The sequence below is a fragment of the Micrococcus cohnii genome (genome assembly GCF_014205175.1).
Lineage (GTDB): Bacteria > Actinomycetota > Actinomycetes > Actinomycetales > Micrococcaceae > Micrococcus > Micrococcus cohnii.
On the sequence record NZ_JACHNA010000001.1, the window covers coordinates 942,276 to 960,354 of the forward strand.

The 18,079-nt window shown below is 71.1% G+C and carries 13 protein-coding genes; 5 read left to right on the forward strand and 8 right to left on the reverse strand.

Annotation, left to right across the window (positions count from 1 at the left end; all coding sequences use genetic code 11):
• The 5 genes from ruvX to HDA30_RS04380 form a co-directional block, all read right to left on the reverse strand.
• Positions 1-510: a Holliday junction resolvase RuvX gene (ruvX, locus tag HDA30_RS04360; protein WP_158495982.1), complete on the reverse strand. Its 510-nt coding sequence runs from the start codon at positions 508-510 to the stop codon at positions 1-3.
• A gap of 32 nt (positions 511-542) precedes the next feature.
• Positions 543-3,254 (reverse strand): alanine--tRNA ligase, encoded by a 2,712-nt coding sequence (gene alaS / locus HDA30_RS04365; RefSeq protein WP_184241204.1) that lies wholly within the window; start codon positions 3,252-3,254, stop codon positions 543-545.
• Positions 3,251-3,658 carry a hypothetical protein gene (locus tag HDA30_RS04370; RefSeq protein WP_184241205.1) on the reverse strand — a complete coding sequence of 136 codons (408 nt, stop codon included), beginning with the start codon at positions 3,656-3,658 and terminating at the stop codon, positions 3,251-3,253. Before HDA30_RS04370 ends, alaS begins: the two co-directional genes overlap by 4 nt.
• 227 nt (positions 3,659-3,885) lie before the next feature.
• Positions 3,886-4,512: a 30S ribosomal protein S4 gene (gene rpsD / locus HDA30_RS04375; protein WP_158495985.1), complete on the reverse strand. Its 627-nt coding sequence runs from the start codon at positions 4,510-4,512 to the stop codon at positions 3,886-3,888.
• Between the two features lie 319 nt (positions 4,513-4,831).
• Positions 4,832-6,256: a replication-associated recombination protein A gene (locus tag HDA30_RS04380; RefSeq protein WP_184241206.1), complete on the reverse strand. Its 1,425-nt coding sequence runs from the start codon at positions 6,254-6,256 to the stop codon at positions 4,832-4,834.
• Between the two features lie 119 nt (positions 6,257-6,375).
• Here HDA30_RS04380 and HDA30_RS04385 point away from each other — a divergent pair, with 119 nt between their 5' ends.
• Together HDA30_RS04385 and dtd are read left to right on the forward strand one after the other, a co-directional pair.
• On the forward strand, positions 6,376-8,091 hold the full coding sequence (locus HDA30_RS04385) for a choice-of-anchor I family protein (protein ID WP_184241207.1): 1,716 nt from the start codon (positions 6,376-6,378) through the stop codon (positions 8,089-8,091).
• Positions 8,092-8,148: 57 nt separating this feature from the next.
• Positions 8,149-8,613 carry a D-aminoacyl-tRNA deacylase gene (gene dtd, locus HDA30_RS04390; RefSeq protein ID WP_184241208.1) on the forward strand — a complete coding sequence of 155 codons (465 nt, stop codon included), beginning with the start codon at positions 8,149-8,151 and terminating at the stop codon, positions 8,611-8,613.
• Between the two features lie 101 nt (positions 8,614-8,714).
• Here the strand turns inward: dtd and aspS are convergent, their stop codons facing one another.
• Entirely contained in the window at positions 8,715-10,544 is a 1,830-nt protein-coding gene (gene aspS / locus HDA30_RS04395) for an aspartate--tRNA ligase (protein ID WP_184241209.1), read from the reverse strand.
• 270 nt (positions 10,545-10,814) lie between these two features.
• On the opposite strand from aspS, the gene HDA30_RS04400 reads away from it, so the two are divergent.
• Positions 10,815-12,128, forward strand: a complete 1,314-nt coding sequence (locus HDA30_RS04400) for an APC family permease (protein ID WP_184241210.1) — start codon at positions 10,815-10,817, stop codon at positions 12,126-12,128.
• A 23-nt stretch (positions 12,129-12,151) separates the two neighbouring features.
• Here the strand turns inward: HDA30_RS04400 and hisS are convergent, their stop codons facing one another.
• Positions 12,152-13,519: a histidine--tRNA ligase gene (hisS, locus tag HDA30_RS04405; RefSeq protein WP_158495992.1), complete on the reverse strand. Its 1,368-nt coding sequence runs from the start codon at positions 13,517-13,519 to the stop codon at positions 12,152-12,154.
• Between the two features lie 207 nt (positions 13,520-13,726).
• Between hisS and HDA30_RS10490 the strand changes: the two genes are divergently transcribed.
• Both HDA30_RS10490 and HDA30_RS04415 read left to right on the forward strand, forming a co-directional pair.
• Complete coding sequence (locus HDA30_RS10490) at positions 13,727-15,163, forward strand: DUF349 domain-containing protein (protein WP_184241211.1); 1,437 nt, start codon at positions 13,727-13,729, stop codon at positions 15,161-15,163.
• 65 nt (positions 15,164-15,228) lie between these two features.
• Positions 15,229-15,819, forward strand: coding sequence for a hypothetical protein (locus tag HDA30_RS04415; RefSeq protein WP_158495994.1), 591 nt, complete (start codon positions 15,229-15,231; stop codon positions 15,817-15,819).
• Positions 15,820-15,838: 19 nt separating this feature from the next.
• Here HDA30_RS04415 and HDA30_RS04420 read toward each other — a convergent pair whose 3' ends face one another.
• On the reverse strand, positions 15,839-18,031 hold the full coding sequence (locus HDA30_RS04420) for a RelA/SpoT family protein (RefSeq protein ID WP_184241212.1): 2,193 nt from the start codon (positions 18,029-18,031) through the stop codon (positions 15,839-15,841).
• Between the last annotated feature and the right edge of the window lie 48 nt (positions 18,032-18,079).

Genomic DNA, 18,079 nt, shown 5'->3' on the forward strand with positions numbered 1-18,079 from the left:
TCACTCCTGCTCGTTCACGCCAAACTCGGCGTCTCGTCCTGCCCACAGCCCGGTGCGACGCTGAACGTCCACGGCGGACTGCAGGATCTCCACGGCGGCGGCCTGGTCGATGACCGCCCTGCTGTTCTTCACGGTGCGCCCGCTGGCGTGCAGGCCACGCTGCGCGCTCACGGTGCTCATGCGCTCGTCGATCAGTCGCACCACGGCCGTCGACCCCGCAGCGGACAGTTCCGCGGCGAGCCGGCCGGCGTAGGCAACGGCGTCGTCGGTCGAGGCCGTCGCCTCGCCAGCCAGATTCAACGGCAGACCGACGTAGACGGCCACCGCCTCGGTCTCGAGGGTGTGCGCCACGATCCGTCGTCGACACGCTCCGCTGGCCCGGTCCCGCGGGAGAGTGTCCACGGGCGTGGCGAGCATCCCGTCAGGATCCGTGACGGCCAGGCCCACCCGGGCCCGTCCGACGTCGACGCCCAGCGTCCGGCCACGCCGCGCCTGCCCCGGCCCGGGCATGTCCCCCTCCTGCGAACCATTCTCCACGGGCCTCAGGCCTCCCGCGCGGCGGCGACCACGGCGTCAAGCGCCTCCTGGACCTTCGTGACGTCCTGTCCGCCGCCCTGAGCGACATCGTCCTTACCGCCGCCACCGCCGCCAAGGACGGAGGTGGCGACTTTGACCATCGCGCCGGCCGCGAGCCCGACCTCGCGGGCCGCCTGGTTCGTGGCGGTCACGACGAGCGGGCGCCCCTTGGCCTCGGCGGTCATCGCCACGAGCACGGGGGTGCCTGCCGCGTTGCCGGCGGCCGACTCCAGACGGGCGCGCAGGTCGAGCACCAGCGAACGCAGCTGGTCTCCGGCGACCTCGCCGGCGTGGTGGGCGAGCACCTGCACGGTGTCCCCCGAGGCGAGGCTCACGTCCTGAGCGCGCTCGACGAGCTGACCTGCCTCCGCCTGCAGCTGGGCGGCCTTGAGCTGGGCGATCTGCTTTTCGGCGGCCTTGAGCTTGTCCAGGGTGGCCCCGATGCGGTCCTTGAGCTGATCGGCCGGGGCCTTGAACATCTCCGAGAGCTCGGAGACGAGCGTGCGCTCGGCGGCCAGGTGGCGGAACGCGTCCAGGCCGACCAGGGCCTCGACGCGGCGGTTGCCCGAGCCGACCGACTGCTCCCCGAGCAGCGTCAGAGAGCCGATCTGCGCCGTACGACCCACGTGGGTGCCGCCGCACAGCTCACGGGAGAAGTCGCCGTTGATCTCGACCACGCGCACCCGGTCGCCGTACTTCTCGCCGAACAGGCTCATGGCGCCCATCGCCTTGGCCTCATCGAGGCCCATCTCTCGGGTCAGCACGGTGTGGTTGTCGCGGATCGCGATGTTGGCCAGCTCCTCGATCTCTGAGCGTGCACCGGCCGAGACGGCCTCCGCCCACCGGAAGTCGAAGCGCAGGTAGCCCTCCTTGTTGAAGGAGCCGGACTGGGTCGCGTCCTTGCCGAGGATCTGGTGCAGGGCGGCGTGCACGATGTGCGTGCCGGTGTGCGCCTTCTCGCCGTCGAGGCGCCGCTGCACATCGATCTGCCCGAGTGCAGAGGCACCCGTCGCGACCTCACCGGCACGCACCTTCACCCGGTGCACCGACAGGCCCGAGACCGGGGCCTGCACATCGAGCACCTCCAGTTCGAACCCGTCGCCGGTGATGAGTCCGGTGTCGGCCGCCTGACCGCCGGCCTCCGCGTAAAACGGTGTCGCGTCGAGCACGAGATCGAGCTCCTGGCCCTCGGAGGCGGAGGCGACAGACTCGCCGCCGGACACCAGAGAGCGGATGACGGACTCGGTGGCGAACTCGGTGTAGCCGGTGAAGTGGCTCGGCCCCTGCTCACGCAGGCGCTGAAACACCTCGGTGTCCACGTGCCCGGACTTCTTGGCCTTGGCATCGGCGCGAGCGCGCTCGCGCTGCTGCGTCATCAGCGACCGGAAACCGGCCTCGTCGACATCCACGCCCGCCTCGGCGGCCATCTCGAGGGTCAGTTCGATCGGGAAGCCGTAGGTGTCGTGCAGTTCGAACGCATCGGCCCCGTCCAGACCCCCGCCCGCGGACTTCGCCGCACTCACAGCGGCGTCCAGGCGGGCAGTGCCGGCGGAAATGGTGCGCAAGAACGCCTTCTCCTCGGCGTACGCCACGCGGGAAATGCGGTCGAAGTCGTCGACGACGACGGGATACGTGCCGCCCATGACGTCGCGTGAGACCGGAAGCAGCTCCGGCATGACCGGCTCCGTGACGCCCATCAGGCGCATCGCCCGCACGACCCGCCGGATCAGCCGGCGCAGCACGTAGCCGCGACCTTCGTTGCCCGGGGTCACGCCGTCGGAGATGAGCATCAGCGAGCTGCGCACGTGGTCGGCGATCATGCGCAGGCGCACGTCATCCTGGTAATGCGGGTCCTCGGGGTCCTCCGTGGAGGCGTAGCGGACGTCGGCCAGTGCGGCGGCCTTGTCGAGCACCGGGCGGACTTGGTCGGTCTCGTACATGTTGTCCACGCCCTGCAGCAGCATCGCGAGACGCTCCAGTCCCAGGCCGGTGTCGATGTTCTTGCTCTGCAGCTCGCCGGCGACGTCGAAGTCCTCCTTCGAGCGCACCTCGGAGAGGCGGTACTGCATGAACACGAGGTTCCAGATCTCGAGGTATCGCACGTCGTCGGCCGCGGGGCCGCCGTCGGGGCCGTACTCCGGGCCGCGGTCGTAGTAGATCTCCGAGCACGGGCCGCCCGGGCCCGGCTGGCCGGTGTTCCAGTAGTTGTCCTCCTTGCCCATGCGCTGAATGCGCTCGGCGGGCAGGCCGACCTTCTGCTCCCAGATCTGCGCGGCCTCGTCGTCATCGTCGTAGACGGTCACCCACAGTCGCTGCGGATCGAGACCATAGCCGCCCTGGTCCTGCGGCGTGGTCAGCAGCTCCCAGGCGAAGGGGATGGCATCGGCCTTGAAGTAGTCGCCGAAGGAGAAGTTGCCGCACATCTGGAAGAACGTGCCGTGACGAACGGTCTTGCCGACCTCCTCGATATCCGCGGTGCGGATGCACTTCTGGACCGATGCGGCGCGGGAGTAGGGCGGGGTCTGCTCCCCGAGGAAGTAGGGAATGAACGGCACCATGCCCGCGACCGTGAACAGCAGCGACGGATCCGGCGAGACCAGCGACGATGAGGGCACCTGCGCGTGGCCTTTCTCGCCGAAGAAGTCGAGCCAGCGCTGGGCGATGTCCTGGGTCTTCATGCGGTGTGCTCCTGAGAGGTTGAGGCGGTGGTCTCGGCACGGCGGCCGGGGGCGGTCGGGGTCGGTTCGTCGATGACCTCACCGGTGAGGGGCTGGTCCGTGGCGGGACGGCTCGAGGCGGTCACGACGTTGTCCTCGGGTCGCGATCCGAGGTGGTCAGTGGGCGGCTGCGTGCGCCAGGCGGGAACCTCCTGGCGCAGCTGGCCGGCGAACCCGCGGGCTCCCTCGACGAGCGCGGTCGCTGCGGCGCTGCCGGCGTGGCGCCCCAGGTTCGCCGGGTGCAGCGTCGTCCGCAGCGTCTGCTCCGCGCGCAGCGCCGCGGCATCACGGCCCCGACCGACGGCTCGGTGGCCGAACCACCCTGCCGCGGCGCCGGCGGAGATCATCAGCGCCTGCTTGATCATCGAGGACTACACCCTTCTGCGTGCAGACCGGGGTGGCCCGCACGCTCGGCTCCGAGAGTTTCGCTCAACTCTAACCGGCCGCCGTGGCGGTGGAGGCCAGCGCCGCGCGCCCATCTGGGCCGAGGTCAGAGCCGGCCTCGGGCAGGCCGAAGGCCCGGCCCCATGCAGGGACCGGGCCTTCGGCACGCGCGGGCCCGCCTGCCGCATCGCGGCGGGCAGTCGAGCGATCAGCGCGCGTAGTACTCGACGACGAGCTGCTCTTCACAGGTCACCGGAATCTCGGAGCGCTTCGGGCGACGCGAGAGGGTGGCCTGGAGCTTCTCGATCTCCACCGTCAGGTAGCCCGGGGTGGTCGGCAGCACCTGCTGGTGCGCCCCGGCGGCGGCGAGCTGGAAGGGCTCGAACTTCTCGGAGCGCTCGTGCACATGGATCATCTGGCCCTCCTTCACACGGAACGAGGGGATGTCAACGCGCTTGCCGTCCACCATGATGTGGCGGTGCACGACCATCTGGCGGGCCTGCTGAATGGTGCGAGCGAACCCGGCGCGCAGCACGAGGGCGTCCAGGCGCATCTCGAGCAGCTCGACCAGGTTCTCACCGGCCAGGCCGTCGGTGCGCTTGGCCTCTTCGAAGTAGCGGCGCATCTGGGCCTCGCGGATGTTGTACTGCGCGCGCAGACGCTGCTTCTCCTTCAGGCGCACCGCGTAGTCAGAGTCCTGCTTGCGGCGGGCGCGGCCGTGCTGACCGGGGCCGTACGGACGGCGCTCCATGTACTTCTCGGCCTTCGGGGTCAGGGCGATGCCCAGAGCGCGGGAATGCCGCACGGTGCGGCGGGTGCGCAGGTTGCCACTCATGAGTGGTCCTCACTTTCCTTTAGACGTGTGCGGCATCGTTCGGGTTTGTCTCCGCGCCCCCGTCAAGGCCCGGTCCGGACGAGCCGGACGCCGCACCTGTTCAGGACGTGGAACCTGGCCTCCGGTGATCCTTCGGAGAGCTGAGGGGCATGCCGCTGCCCGTCATACACTGCGGCGCTGTGCGGAACCGGACACGAGCACGCCGTGTGGCGGAGTCGGGGCCAGAGGGGATCGTCGTGCGGCACAGCGCCTGCCAGACCGGTTCACTCTACCAGAGTCCGCCGTCGGACTCCCTCGCCCCGCGGTCAGCGCGCACGACTCAACCGCCGCGGACGATGCGCCGCAGTGCCGCGAGCTGATCGACCAGTCGCCCCTCGGCGCCGATGGGCTTGGGCCGGTAGTAGTCGCGACCCACGAGCGGATCCGGCGGGTACTGCTGTCGGGCGACCGCATGAGGCTCGTCGTGGCTGTACACATACCCCGAGCCGTGGCCGAGCGACGCGGCACCCGGATAGTGCGCATCGCGCAGGTGCGGCGGCACCTGGCCGGTCCCGCCGGCCTGCACGTCAGCGATCGCCTCGTTCACGGCTGCGTAGGAGGCGTTGGACTTCGGCGCCGTGGCCAGGTGGGTGACGGCCTGGCCGAGCACGATGCGCCCCTCCGGCATGCCGATCAGCTGCACCGCCTGGGCTGCGGCGACGGCGGTCTGCAGGGCGCTCGGGTCCGCCATGCCGACGTCCTCCGAGGCGGAGATGATCAGACGGCGGGCGATGAACCGCGGGTCCTCCCCCGCCTCGAGCATGCGGGCCAGGTAGTGCAAGGCGGCGTCGACGTCGGATCCGCGGATCGACTTGATGAACGCGCTGATGACGTCGTAGTGCTGATCGCCGTCCTTGTCGTAGCGCTGCACGGCGCGGTCCATCGCCTGGGCCGCATCGGCCTCGCTGATCACGACGGGCTCCTCGGGCGTGTGCCCCTCGGGCGCCTCGTGGGCAGCCCGGTCCAGCGCGACGCCGGCGGAGGCCTCGAGGGTGGTCAGGGCCCGACGCGCGTCCCCGGCCGCCATCCGGACCAGGTAGTCCCGGGCCGCATCGTCCATCACGCAGCGCCCGTCGAGTCCGCGCTCGTCGCGCACCGCCCGGTCCAGCAGCCCGGCGACGTCGTCGTCGGTGAGGGGGCGCAGCGTCAGCAGCAGTGACCGGGAGAGCAGCGGAGCGATCACCGAGAAACTGGGGTTCTCCGTCGTCGCGGCCACGAGCACGACCCAGCGGTTCTCAACGCCGGGAAGCAGGGAGTCCTGCTGCGCCTTGGAGAAACGGTGGATCTCATCGAGGAACAGGACGGTCGTGCGGCCGTACAGGTCACGCTGGTCCCGTGCGGTGTGCATCACCTCGCGCACGTCCTTGACCCCGGAGGTCAGGGCGGAGAGCTCGACGAACCGACGACCCTCACCCCGCGCGATCACATGGGCGATCGTCGTCTTGCCGATCCCCGGCGGGCCGTAGAGCATGATCGAGCTGGGGCCGGCCGCCCCGGAATACCCCTCACCGGACGAGGCGGCCAGCCGCCGCAGCGGCGATCCGGGCTGCAGCAAGTGCTCCTGGCCGAGGATCTCGTCGACCGTGCGTGGCCGCATGCGCACCGCCAACGGCGGTCGCGAGTCGCTCTGGCCCGCGTGAGCACCGCCGTCCGCGTGCTGCGGCTCGGTGCCGGCCGTCTGCGCCGTGCTGAAGAGATCGTCCATCCGAGCCAGCCTATCGAGGCGAGCCGGTTCCCCTCATGTGCACGAGCGCGTCACCGCTCGTTCATGTGCCCGCGCTGTGCTGGGCCGGTCCACCCGCACCTGCTCACACAAGGAGTCCCATGCCCCGTTCGTCGCGTTTCGCAGCCGCTCGCGCCCTGGCTCTCTCTGCGGCCGTGCTGGTCCCTCTGTGCCAGCCGCCGGCAGCTGTGGCCGAGTTGCCCGGTTCGTCGCCGTCCGCCGGCCTCGAGCTGACCCCGCTGGGCACTCACGAAACCGGCGTGTTCGACGAGTCCGCAGCGGAGATCCCCGCCTACGACCCGGACTCCGGGCGGCTGTTCGTCGTGAACGCCCACGCCGGCCGGCTCGACGTGCTGCGCATCGCAGACAACGGCGCGCCACGGGCGGAGACGACGCTCGCGGCGACCGACCTGCCCGCCGAGGACGGATCGACGACCGACGCCGGCGCCACCGTGAACTCAGCGGTCGTCTCCGGTGGCGTTCTGGCCGTGGCCGTGGAGCCGGCGGACAAGACCGAGCGGGGATGGGTCATGTTCTTCGACGCCGCCACGCTGCGCCACCTCGGTGGCGTGCGGGTCGGCACGCTGCCGGATTCACTGGCCTTCACGCCGAATGGCTCCCACGTGATCGTGGCCAACGAGGGCGAACCGGCCGAGGACTACACGGTCGATCCGGAGGGCACCGTCTCGGTGATCGACGTGCCCCGCTCGATCCAGCAGTTCGACCGGCTGGACCAGAGCGCCGTGCGCACCGTCGACTTCCGCGCCTATGACGAGGGGACGCCCCTGCCCGAGGGTGTGCGTGTGTTCGGCCCGGACGTTCCGGTGCCGGACGGCCACGAGGAGGCTGGCCGCGTCGCGCGCAACCTCGAGCCGGAGTTCGTGTCCGTCGACCCGACCGGCCGCACCGCGTACGTCTCGCTCCAGGAGGCCGACGCGATCGCCGCGGTCGACGTGCGCGCGGCTGAGCTGACGGACCTGTGGCCCCTCGAGGACACGGACTGGTCCGTCGACGGCCGGCTGGACCCCTCGAACAAGGACGGCAGCATCCACCGGGCGCACCACCCGGTCTCCGGCGTCCCGATGCCCGACGGCATCGACGTGTACCGGCACCGCGGCCAGGACGTGATCGTCACCGCCAACGAGGGCGACGGGCGTGAGTGGGGCGAATTCACCGACGCCGAGCGGGTGAAGGAGCTGCAGCTGTGCCAGGACGCGTTCGACGATGTCGAGGCACTGCAGCAGAACGCGGCGCTGGGCCGGCTGCACGTGCTCACGGACCTCGGCGTCCGCGCGGGAGAGAACTGCCACGAGTCCCTGTACGCCCTGGGCGGTCGCTCCTTCTCGATCTACACCGCCGAGGGCGAACGCCTGTTCGACTCGGCCGGCATGATCGAAGCGCAGATCGAGCGGCTCATCGAGGCCGGCGAGCTGCCCGAGCACGCGTTCAACGCCAACAACGACGAGACCCCCTCCGGCGACAGCCGCTCCGATGACAAGGGCCCCGAGCCGGAGGACGTCGTGATCGGTGAGGTCACCGGCCGCACCTACGCGTTCGTCGGGCTCGAGCGGGTCGGCGGCGTCATGGTTTTCGACATCACCGATCCGCGCAACGCCTCCTACGTGGACTACGTCAACGGTCGCGACTGGGACGCCGCGGGCGAGGACGGTGACGCCGGCCTGGGCGATATGGGGACCGAGGGCCTGCAGTTCGTCTCCGGCTCCGACTCCCCCACGGGTCAGCCGCTGCTGATCGTCGCCAACGAGGTCTCCGGCTCCACCACGGTGTACGGCGTGGGCACACCCGACCGGCGGTGACCGGCTGCCGACGTCACCCGGACCAGCGGGCCGTCGGGCTCGGTGCACAATGGCCCCATGAGAGCCGTTGTGCAGCGCGTGCGTTCCGCCTCCGTGATCGTGATTGACGGCCAGACCCGTCAGCGGGTCGGCCAGATCGACGAGCCCGGGCTGATGATCCTGCTCGGCGTCGGCGTCGAGGATGCTGAGCCGCAGGCCGACTCCCTCGCCGCGAAGATCGCCCATCTGCGCATACTCGACGGTGAGCGGTCCCTGGTGCAGGCCGCCGCGCCCGCCCTGGTCGTCAGCCAGTTCACCCTCTACGGGGACGTGCGCAAGGGGCGCCGCCCGTCCTGGACCAGCTCGGCCAGGCCCGAGCAGGCCGAGCCGCTGTACGAGCGCTTCGTGCACGGGCTCCAGGCAGAGGGCGTGCCCGTGGAGCGGGGCTGTTTCGGCGCGCAGATGGACGTGCAGCTGGTCAACGACGGACCGTTCACGCTGATCGTCGACACTGACGACCTGGCCGGCCCGCGCCGGGCCTGAACCGAGCGGCCGTCACGGACACAACGAGGCCCGCCCTCCCGAGCGTTCGGGAGGGCGGGCCGAGTCATCACAAGGCCGCTCGACCCGCCTGGCGGACCGGGTCAGGCCTGCGGTGCGTCGGCCGAAACGCTGGCCTCGCCCTTCTTGGGCTCGGGTGCGGCGTCCACACCGGCCTCCTTGCGCTGCTGGGCGGTGATCGGGGCGGGCGCCGCCGTGAGCGGGTCGTAGCCGCCGCCGGTCTTCGGGAAGGCGATGACCTCGCGGATCGACTCGGTGCCGGCCAGAAGCGCCACGACGCGGTCCCAGCCGAACGCGATGCCGCCGTGCGGCGGGGCGCCGTACTTGAAGCCCTCGAGCAGGAAGCCGAACTTCTCCTGGGCGTCCTGCTCGGGCAGGCCCATCACCTCGAACACACGCTTCTGCACGTCCTGATCGTGGATGCGGATCGAGCCGCCGCCGATCTCGTTGCCGTTGCAGACGATGTCGTACGCGTAGGCCAGCGCCTCGCCGGGGTTCTGGTCGAAGGTGTCCATGAACTCGGGCTTGGGCGAGGTGAACGCATGGTGCACCGCCGTCCAGGCCCCGGAGCCCACGGCGACGTCACCCGAGGCCTCCGCATCGGCCGCCGGCTCGAACATGGGGGCGTCCACGATCCACACGAACGCCCAGTCCGCGTCCTTCGCGGCGACGCCCTCGCCGGCGTCGGTGAACAGCTCGCAGCGGCGGCCGATCTCGACGCGCGCGGCGCCCAGCAGCGCACGGGACAGGCCGGGCTCGCCGGCGGCGAAAAAGATGCAGTCACCCGGCTTCGCGCCGGTGGCCTCGGCCAGGCCGGCCTTCTCCGCCTCGGTGATGTTCTTGGCCACCGGCCCGGTGAGCTCGCCGTCCTCCTGGACCAGCACATAGGCCAGGCCCTTCGCGCCGCGCTGCTTAGCCCACTCCTGCCACGCGTCGAGGGCGCGGCGGGCCTGCGAGGCGCCGCCGGGCATGACGACGGCGCCCACATAGGGGGCCTGGAACACGCGGAACGGGGTGTCCGTGAAGTACTCGGTCAGCTCCGTCAGCTCGAGGCCGAAGCGCAGATCCGGCTTGTCCGAGCCGTACTTGGTCATGGCCTCGTGGTAGGTCATGCGGCGGATCGGGGTGGGCACCTCGACGCCCACGAGCGCCCACAGGTCCTTCACGATCTGCTCGCCGAGGGCGATCACGTCGTCCTGTTCGACGAACGAGGCCTCAATGTCCAGCTGCGTGAACTCCGGCTGGCGGTCCGCGCGGAAGTCCTCGTCGCGGTAGCAGCGGGCGATCTGGTAGTACTTCTCGACCCCGCCGACCTGCAGCAGCTGCTTGAACAGCTGCGGTGACTGCGGCAGCGCGTACCAGGAGCCCGGCGCCAGGCGGGCGGGCACGAGGAAGTCGCGGGCTCCCTCCGGGGTCGAGCGGGTCAGGGTCGGGGTCTCGACCTCGGTGAATCCCTGGGCGTGCAGCAGCTCGCGGGCCGTGCGGTTGGCTTCGGAGCGCAGGCGCATGATGCGCGCCGGGTCCGGTCGGCGCAGATCCAGGTAGCGGTGGCGCAGGCGCGCCTCCTCGCCGACCTCGACGTGCTCGTCGATCTGGAACGGCAGCGGCGCTGCCTGGTTCAGGACGGTGACCGTGTCGGCGATCAGCTCGATCTCGCCCGAGGGCAGATTCGGGTTCTCATTGCCCTCCGGGCGGCGCTCGACCGTGCCGGTGACCTGCAGGACCCACTCGTTGCGCAGCGGGTCGAAGTCGGCCTCGTCCCGGACGACGACCTGGGCGAAGCCCGAGGCGTCGCGCAGGTCGACGAACGCCACGCCGCCGTGGTCGCGTCGACGGGCCACCCATCCGGTCACGGTGACGGTCTGGCCGGTGAGCGAGGCGTTCAGCTCGCTGAGGGTGTGGGTGCGCAGCACGGGGGACTTCCTCCATCGTCGGGCAACTCTCCGGGCACGCCGGAGCTCGCGTACGTGTTCATTCTGCCGTCGCCGCGGTGTGGTACCCAGGAACGGGCATCAGCCCGTCCGGCCCACGCGAGACCGGCCTGTCCCCGAGTCTATCGGCCCGGTGGGCCGACAGCCCGGTCGTCGTCGCGATCGGCCTCGGCGCCGTCCTGCGCTCGCCGGTGGCGAGCCCGAGGACCGGACGTGCCGCCCTACCCCGCGACCGAAGGACACCCGCCAGCGATGACCTCCTCCCCCGCAGCCGCGCCCCGCCACCCCGCTCGCCTTCGTCTGCCCGGCGCCGTGGCCATCGGCCTCGGCTCGATGATCGGCGCGGGCGCGTTCACAGCCCTGGGGATCGCCGCGTCCGTCACCGGAGGCAGCGCACCGCTGCTGTTCACGGCGCTGGCCCTGGCGGTGCTCACGGCCGCCTGCAACGCCCTGTCTACGGCCCAGCTGGCCACCGTGCACCCGGACTCTGGCGGCACCTACGTCTACGGCCGACGCCAGCTGAGCGCCTGGGCGGGCTTCCTGGCCGGCTGGGGGTTCGTGACGGGCAAGACCGCCTCGGTCGCCGCGATGGCGATGACCGTCGGGCTCTATGTGTTCCCGGACAACCCGGGCCCAGCACGCGCGGCGGCCGTCGGCGCGGTGCTCGTGCTCACCGCGGTGGCACTGGCCGGGGCGACCCGGACGGCACAGGTCACGGTCGCGCTGCTCGTGCCGGTGGTCGCGGTGCTCGGCCTGACCATCGCCTCCGGCCTCATCGGCTCGCCGGTGACCGGCAGCGCGGACGAGGCGACCGGCTTGGCAGAGGCGTCGCCGGCCTCGGTGCTGACCGCTGCGGGGCTGCTGTTCTTCGCGTTCGCCGGCTACGCGCGGGTGGCGACGATGGGCGAGGAGGTCGAGCGGCCTCGGCGCACCGTGCCGCGCGCCGTGCTGATCGCGTTGACCGTCGTCGTGCTGCTGTACGTGCTTCTGGCGGCCGCCCTGCTGCGCATCCTCGGCCCCGCGGGCCTGGCCGTCTCCCCCGCCCCGGTGCGCGCCGCGCTCGAGGCCTCCCTCGGCGCCGGCTGGGGGCTGGCCGCGCTCGTCGCCGCTGCGCTGGCCTGCGCGGGCGCGATGCTGAACCTGCTCGCGGGCATCTCGCGCACCGCGATGGCCATGGCCCGCCAGGCGGACCTGCCCCGTCCGTTAACCCGCACCTCGGACCGGACCGGTGTGCCGTGGGTCGGTCAGGTCGCCGTCGCCGTCGCGGTGTGTCTGCTGGTGCTGACCACGGACGTGCTCACCGTCGTCGGCTTCAGCTCGTTCGGCGTGCTCGTGTACTACGCCGTCGCGAACCTCGCGGCCCTCACGCTCGGCCCTGTCCCCGGTTCCGGCCGCGAGCACGCACGACGGCCGCTGCGGGTGCTCCGAGCAGTGAACGTGCTGGGCGTCGTCCTGTGCGCCGCGCTCGCATTCATGCTCCCGCCGCTGTCCGTGCTGGCGATGCTCGGCCTGTTCCTCGTCGGCGTCGGCGGGCGCGCCTACGTGCTCGCGGGGCGAAGCCACTGACGCGGCCCCTCAGTCTGCCGTCCTCACTCCCGGTCGGCGGGCGCCACCTGCGGCAGCAGATCGGCCGCGTCCGGGGTCCACGTGCGCGGGTCCGCATCCACCTGCTCGCCCGAGCGGATGTCCTTGACCTGGTGCGCACGCCCGGCCTCGGCACCTCCCGTGCCCATGAACCACACGTACGGGATGCCGCGACGGTCCGCGTACTTGATCTGCTTGCCGAACTTCTCGGCGCTCACCGCGACCTCGGCGGGGATGCCGCGCTCGCGCAGGGCCGCGGCGACGTCCTGCGCGTCGGCCCAGTCCTCGTCGGCCGTCAGCGCGACGTACACGGCGGTGGGCACCGCGCGGGAGGCGACGGCCATCTGTTGGGACAGCATGCGCATCACCAGACGGGTGACGCCGATCGACAAGCCCACGCCCGGGAACACGCGGTTGCCCTTCGAGGCGAGCGCATCGTACCGCCCGCCCGAACAGATCGAGCCGAGCTGCTCGTGGCCGACGAGCACGGTCTCATAGACGGTGCCGGTGTAGTAGTCCAGGCCGCGCGCGATCGACAGGTCCGCCACCGCGCGTCCGGGCGCACGCCGGTGCAGGGTCGACACGACGTCCTCCAGCTCGGACAGCCCCTGCTCCAGCAGCTCGTGTTCGACTCCGAGCGCACGCACCTGATCGACGAACGAGGCGTCCTCGGTGCGGATCTCCGCCAGGGCCAAGGCCAGCCGTGCCTGTTCTTCGGTGGCTCCAAGCTCCTCGCGCAGCAGTCGGGCCACCTCCTCAGGGCCGATCTTCTCGAGCTTGTCGATGCTGCGCAGCACGCCGGCGGTGTCCTCGAGCCCGATGCCCCGATAGAAGCCCTCAGCAAGCTTGCGGTTGTTCACGCGAATCAGGAACTGACCGATCGGCAGGGCTGCGAGCGCCTCGGCCATCACGAGGGCGACGTCCGCGTCGTAGCGCGGTGAGAGCGTGCCGTCGCCGACGACGTCGATGTCCGCCTGCGTGAACTCGCGGGCGCGGCCCTCCTGAGGCCGCTCGCCGCGCCAGACTTTCTGAATCTGGTGGCGGCGGAACGGGAACGCGAGGTGACCGGCGTTCTCGACGACGTACCGGGCAAACGGCACGGTCAGGTCGAAGTGCAGGGCCAGGCGCTTCGGGTCGTCCGGCTGCGACGGCGCGCCCTGCTGGTCCTCCGCCAGACGGGAGACCGCGTAGACCTCCTTGTCGATCTCCCCCTTACGCAGCAGCTGACCCAGGGTCTCAACGGCGCGCGTCTCGATGCCGGCAAAGCCGTGCAGTTCGAAGGTCCGTCGCAGGGTGTCCAGCACGTGCTGCTCCACCACGCGTTCAGCGGGCAGCCACTCGGGGAAGCCGGACAGGGAGGCCTTGCGGGGCATGGTGTTCCTTTGCGTAGCGGCGGACGGGGGCGCGATCGCCACCATTCTAGGCGCGCCACGGTGCACACGCGCGTGTGCCCAGGGCTGAAACGCGTCCCCGCCACCCGGGTAGGCCGGTGCAGGCGGCTAGGGTGGTGCGCGTTCGTGTCCATCCCGAACCGCGGCGCACGGCTCGCGCCGCGGAGACGCTCAGGGAGAGTTCCAGCGGTGAGTACTGACCAGCACCAGACCGACGACCAGCAGACGGCCGGCGCGGAGGCCGCCGGCTCTTCGGTGCCGACCCCCGGCCAGGTGGCTCCCGGCCCGGCCGTCCCGACACGGTCGGTGCCGAGCGCGCTCGCGTCCACAGCGCCCTCCGCCCCGGTGCCCCCGTCGAGCGTCGAGCCCACGGACGTGGCCGAGGCCGCCCGATTCGCCCGCGTGAGCGAGGACGGTCACGTCACGCTGCTGGACGGCGACGAGGAGCACCTCGTCGGTCAGGTCCCCGACGCCCCGAGTGAGGAGGCGCTGGCCTACTTCGTGCGCAAGTACGACGACGTGCGGGCCCAGATGGCCCTGTTCGAGCAGCGCATCGCCGCCGGCGCCCCGAGCCAGGAGCTCACCAAGACCCTGGCCCAGCTGACCGAGACGGTCGCGGCCCGGCAGATGGTCGGCGACATGGCCGCTCTGCGCGCCCGCCTGGCCGCCGCGGAGACGCTGCTCGGCGATTATCGGACCGCCGAGGCCGAGGCCCGTCAGGCCGCGCAGGCCGAGCAGCTCGCCGCGCGCGAGGCGATCGTCGCCGAAGCCGAGACGTACGCGTCGACCCCGGCCGAACGCATGCCGTGGAAGGAAGCCTCCCGTCGCATGACGGAACTGTTCGAGCACTGGAAGGCCGCGCAGAAGTCCGGCCCACGTCTGGCGAAATCGACCGAGGACGCCCTGTGGAAGCGTTTCCGCACCGCGCGCACCACGTTCGACAAGACCCGTCGTGCACACTTCTCCAAGCTCGACGCCCGCAGCGCCGAGGCCAAGCAGGTCAAGGAGCGGTTGATCGCCCGTGCCGAAGAGCTGCAGAACTCGACGGACTGGGGTGTGACCGCCGGCAAGTACCGCGACCTGATGGCCGAGTGGAAGGCCGCTCCGCGGGCCTCCCGCAAGGAGGACGACGCGCTGTGGGCCCGGTTCCGTGCCGCACAGGACGTGTTCTTCTCCGCCCGCAAGCAGGCCAACGCGCAGATCGACCGGGAGTTCGCCGCCAATCTCAAGGTCAAGGAGCAGATCCTGGCCGACGGGCAGAAGCTGTTGCCGTTCACCGATGTGACGGCCGGTCGTCGCGCCCTCAACGAGCTGCGTGGCCGCTGGGCGGAGGCCGGCAAGGTGCCCCGCGGTGACATCCGCCGCATGGAAGACAGGTTCCGGCGTCTCGAGGACGCGCTCAAGGAGGCGGAGCAGGAGCACTGGCGCCGCACCGACCCGGAGACGAAGGCACGCACGAACTCGGCCCTGACGCAGCTCGAAGAGACGATCGCCGGTCTGGAGGCCGATCTGGAGGCGGCGCGCGCGAAGGGGGACGAGAAGAAGATCGCCGCCGCGCAGGAGGCCCTGGAGGCCCGGCTGCAGTGGAAGAAGACCCTCGAGGCCTCCGCCTCCGAGTTGCGCTGAGGCGCTCTGCGGGTTCTCCACAGCCCGGCCCCGTCCGTCGACGGGGTCGGGCACACTTTTCTGTCATGGAGGGAGAACCGCTGTGGTGCGCCGGCGCCGAGCACACGCGCGCGGAGCTCGACTGCCTCGTGCGAGTCGGGGCGCTCGAGCACCTGCTGTTGGATCTGTACTGCCCGCGCGGCACGGCCGACGCTCGGGTGCGTGCGGCGGCCCTGCGCGCGATCGTGCTGCCGCGCGTGGCAGACGGCTCCACCGTCATCGGTCCGACCGCCGCGTGGGTGCATCTGGGCGGATCGGCACCCGAGCGGCTGCACGTCGCGGTCGCGTTCTTCCACCGCTGCCCTCCCACCGACGGCCGGGTGCGGTGGCGCTTCACCCAGACGGACGTGGCGGCCGGCCCGAGTTCGGCCGCGCCGGCTGAAACCGACGTGCAGATCGTGGACGGCTTGCGCGTGACCTCGTGGGAACGCACCGTCGTGGATCTGCTGCTCTCCGGAGAGCCGACCGACGTGCGTGCCGCGGCCCGCCTGTTGCGCTGGGTCGAGCCCGATGCGGTGCGGGAACGCCTCGGCGCCGTCGCTGGCAGGCGACGCACCGGCAGCGTGGCGGCGCGGGCGCGGCTCGAGCGCCTGGCCCACACCCTGTCGACGGCCTGAGACCCCGCGCCACGCCGGATCAGGTGCGGTGCACGTCGAACACGCCGTCGATCCGGCGCACCGCGTTGATGACGTGGCTCAGGTACATCGGGTCCCCCATCTCGAACACGAAGCGGCTCATCGCCACCCGGTCCCGCGTCGTGTTCACCGACGCCGAGAGGATGTTGACGTGGTTCTCGGCCAGCACGCGCGTGACGTCGGAGAGCAACGACTTGCGATCGAGCGCCTCCACCTGGATCTCCACCAGGTACACGGCGTTGCGCGAGGGCGCCCAGGAGACGTCGACACGGCGCTCCGGCTCGTTCTGCAGCATCGTGGCCACGTTCTGGCAGTCCGCCCGGTGGACGGAGACGCCGGATCCGCGGGTGACGAACCCGCAGATCTCATCCGGCGGCACCGGGTTGCAGCAGCGGGCGAGTTTGGACACCGTGTCCCCGTCCCCGCCGACGAGCACGCCGGTCGTATTGCCCGCCGGGGCCGCAGCCCGCTTGATCGGCCGGGGTGAGAGCTCTGTCAGGTCGATCGCCCCGACGGTCAGTTCTTCGTCGGGGTCCTCGTCCGGCTCCGGCTCAGCGGGCGCGCGCAGCGCCAGCACCGCGTCCGCGACCGCCTGCCCGGCCACCTGGTTCTCCGCGACGGCCGTGAGCAGGGCGTCGGCGTCGCTCACGTTGAACTCGTGCGCCACGTGCTCCAGGTCGTCGCCGGCGAGGATCTGCTGCGCGGGCAACTGGGCTCGGCGGAACTGCTTGGTCAGCAGCTCCCGCCCGCGCTCGAGTTGTTCGTCGCGCCGCTGGCTGGCGAAGTGGTGGCGGATCTTCGACCGCGCCCGCGGACTGACGACGAAGCCGAGCCAGTCGCGGCTCGGGCCGGCGTCCTCCGCCTTGGATGTGAACACCTCGACGGTGTCGCCGTGGCTCAGCGGCGAGGACAACGGGACGAGCTTGCCGTTCACACGCGCGCCGATCGTGTGATGCCCCACGTCGGTGTGGATCGCGTAGGCGAAGTCCACGGGCGTGGCTCCGGAAGGCAGCGCCCGGATCTCACCGCGCGGGGTGAACACGTACACCTCGTCCGCGTCGATCTCCGTGCGCAGCGAGGACAGGAACTCCTCCGGGTCCCGGGTGTCCTTCTGCCAGTCGACGACCGAGCGCAGCCACGCCGGTGTCGGCTGGGCGGCCGACCTGCCCGCGCGGGCGGCCTGCCGACCCGCCTCCTTGTATTTCCAGTGAGCGGCGACCCCGTACTCGGCCTGCCGGTGCATCTGGTGGGTTCGGATCTGGATCTCGACGGCTTTGCCGCTCGGGCCGATGACGGTCGTGTGCAGCGAGCGGTACAGGTTCAGCTTCGGCATCGCGATGTAGTCCTTGAACCGGCCCGGCACCGGACTGAACCGCGCGTGCAGCACCCCGAGGACTCCGTAGCAGTCGCGCACCGAGTCCACGAGCACACGCACGCCGGTCAGGTCGTGGATCTCGTCGAAGTCCTTCCCGCGCACGATCATCTTCTGGTAGATCGAGTAGTAGTGCTTGGGGCGGCCGGTCACGGTCGCGCGGATCCGTGCCTCCCGCAGCTGTTCGGCGATCACGCCGCGCAGCTGTTCCAGGTGCCGTTCACGCTCCGGATTGCGCTCGCCCACGAGGCGGACGATCTCGGCGTAGACCTTCGGCTTGAGCGCGGCGAACGCCAGGTCCTCGAGTTCCCACTTGACGGTGTTCATGCCGAGGCGGTGGGCCAGCGGCGCGTAGATGTCGAGGGTCTCCTGGGCCTTCTTGGCGCTCTTCTCCGGCGGCACATAGCGCCATGTGCGGGCGTTGTGCAGCCTGTCGGCGAGCTTGATCAGCAGCACGTTCACGTCCTGCGCCATCGCCAGCACCATCTTCCGGACGGTCTCGGCCTGAGCCGCGGCGCCGTAGGTGACCTTGTCCAGCTTCGTGACCCCGTCGACGAGGACCGCCACCTCGTCCCCGAAGTCCTCGCGCAGCTTCTCCAGGGCGTAGTCGGTGTCCTCGACGGTGTCGTGCAGCAGCGCGGCGACGATCACAGCACCGGTCAGCCCCAGCTCGGCGAGGATGGTCGCCACCGCCACCGGATGAGTGATGTACGGGTCACCCGAGCGGCGCATCTGCCCGCGGTGGGCCCGCTCGGCCACCTCGAACGCCCGCAGGATCTCACCGGTCTCGGCGCGCGGAGACCGGCTGCGCAGCGTGCGCATCAGCGGCTCGAGGATGGGCGTGTAGGGCCCGTTTCCTCTACCGCTCAG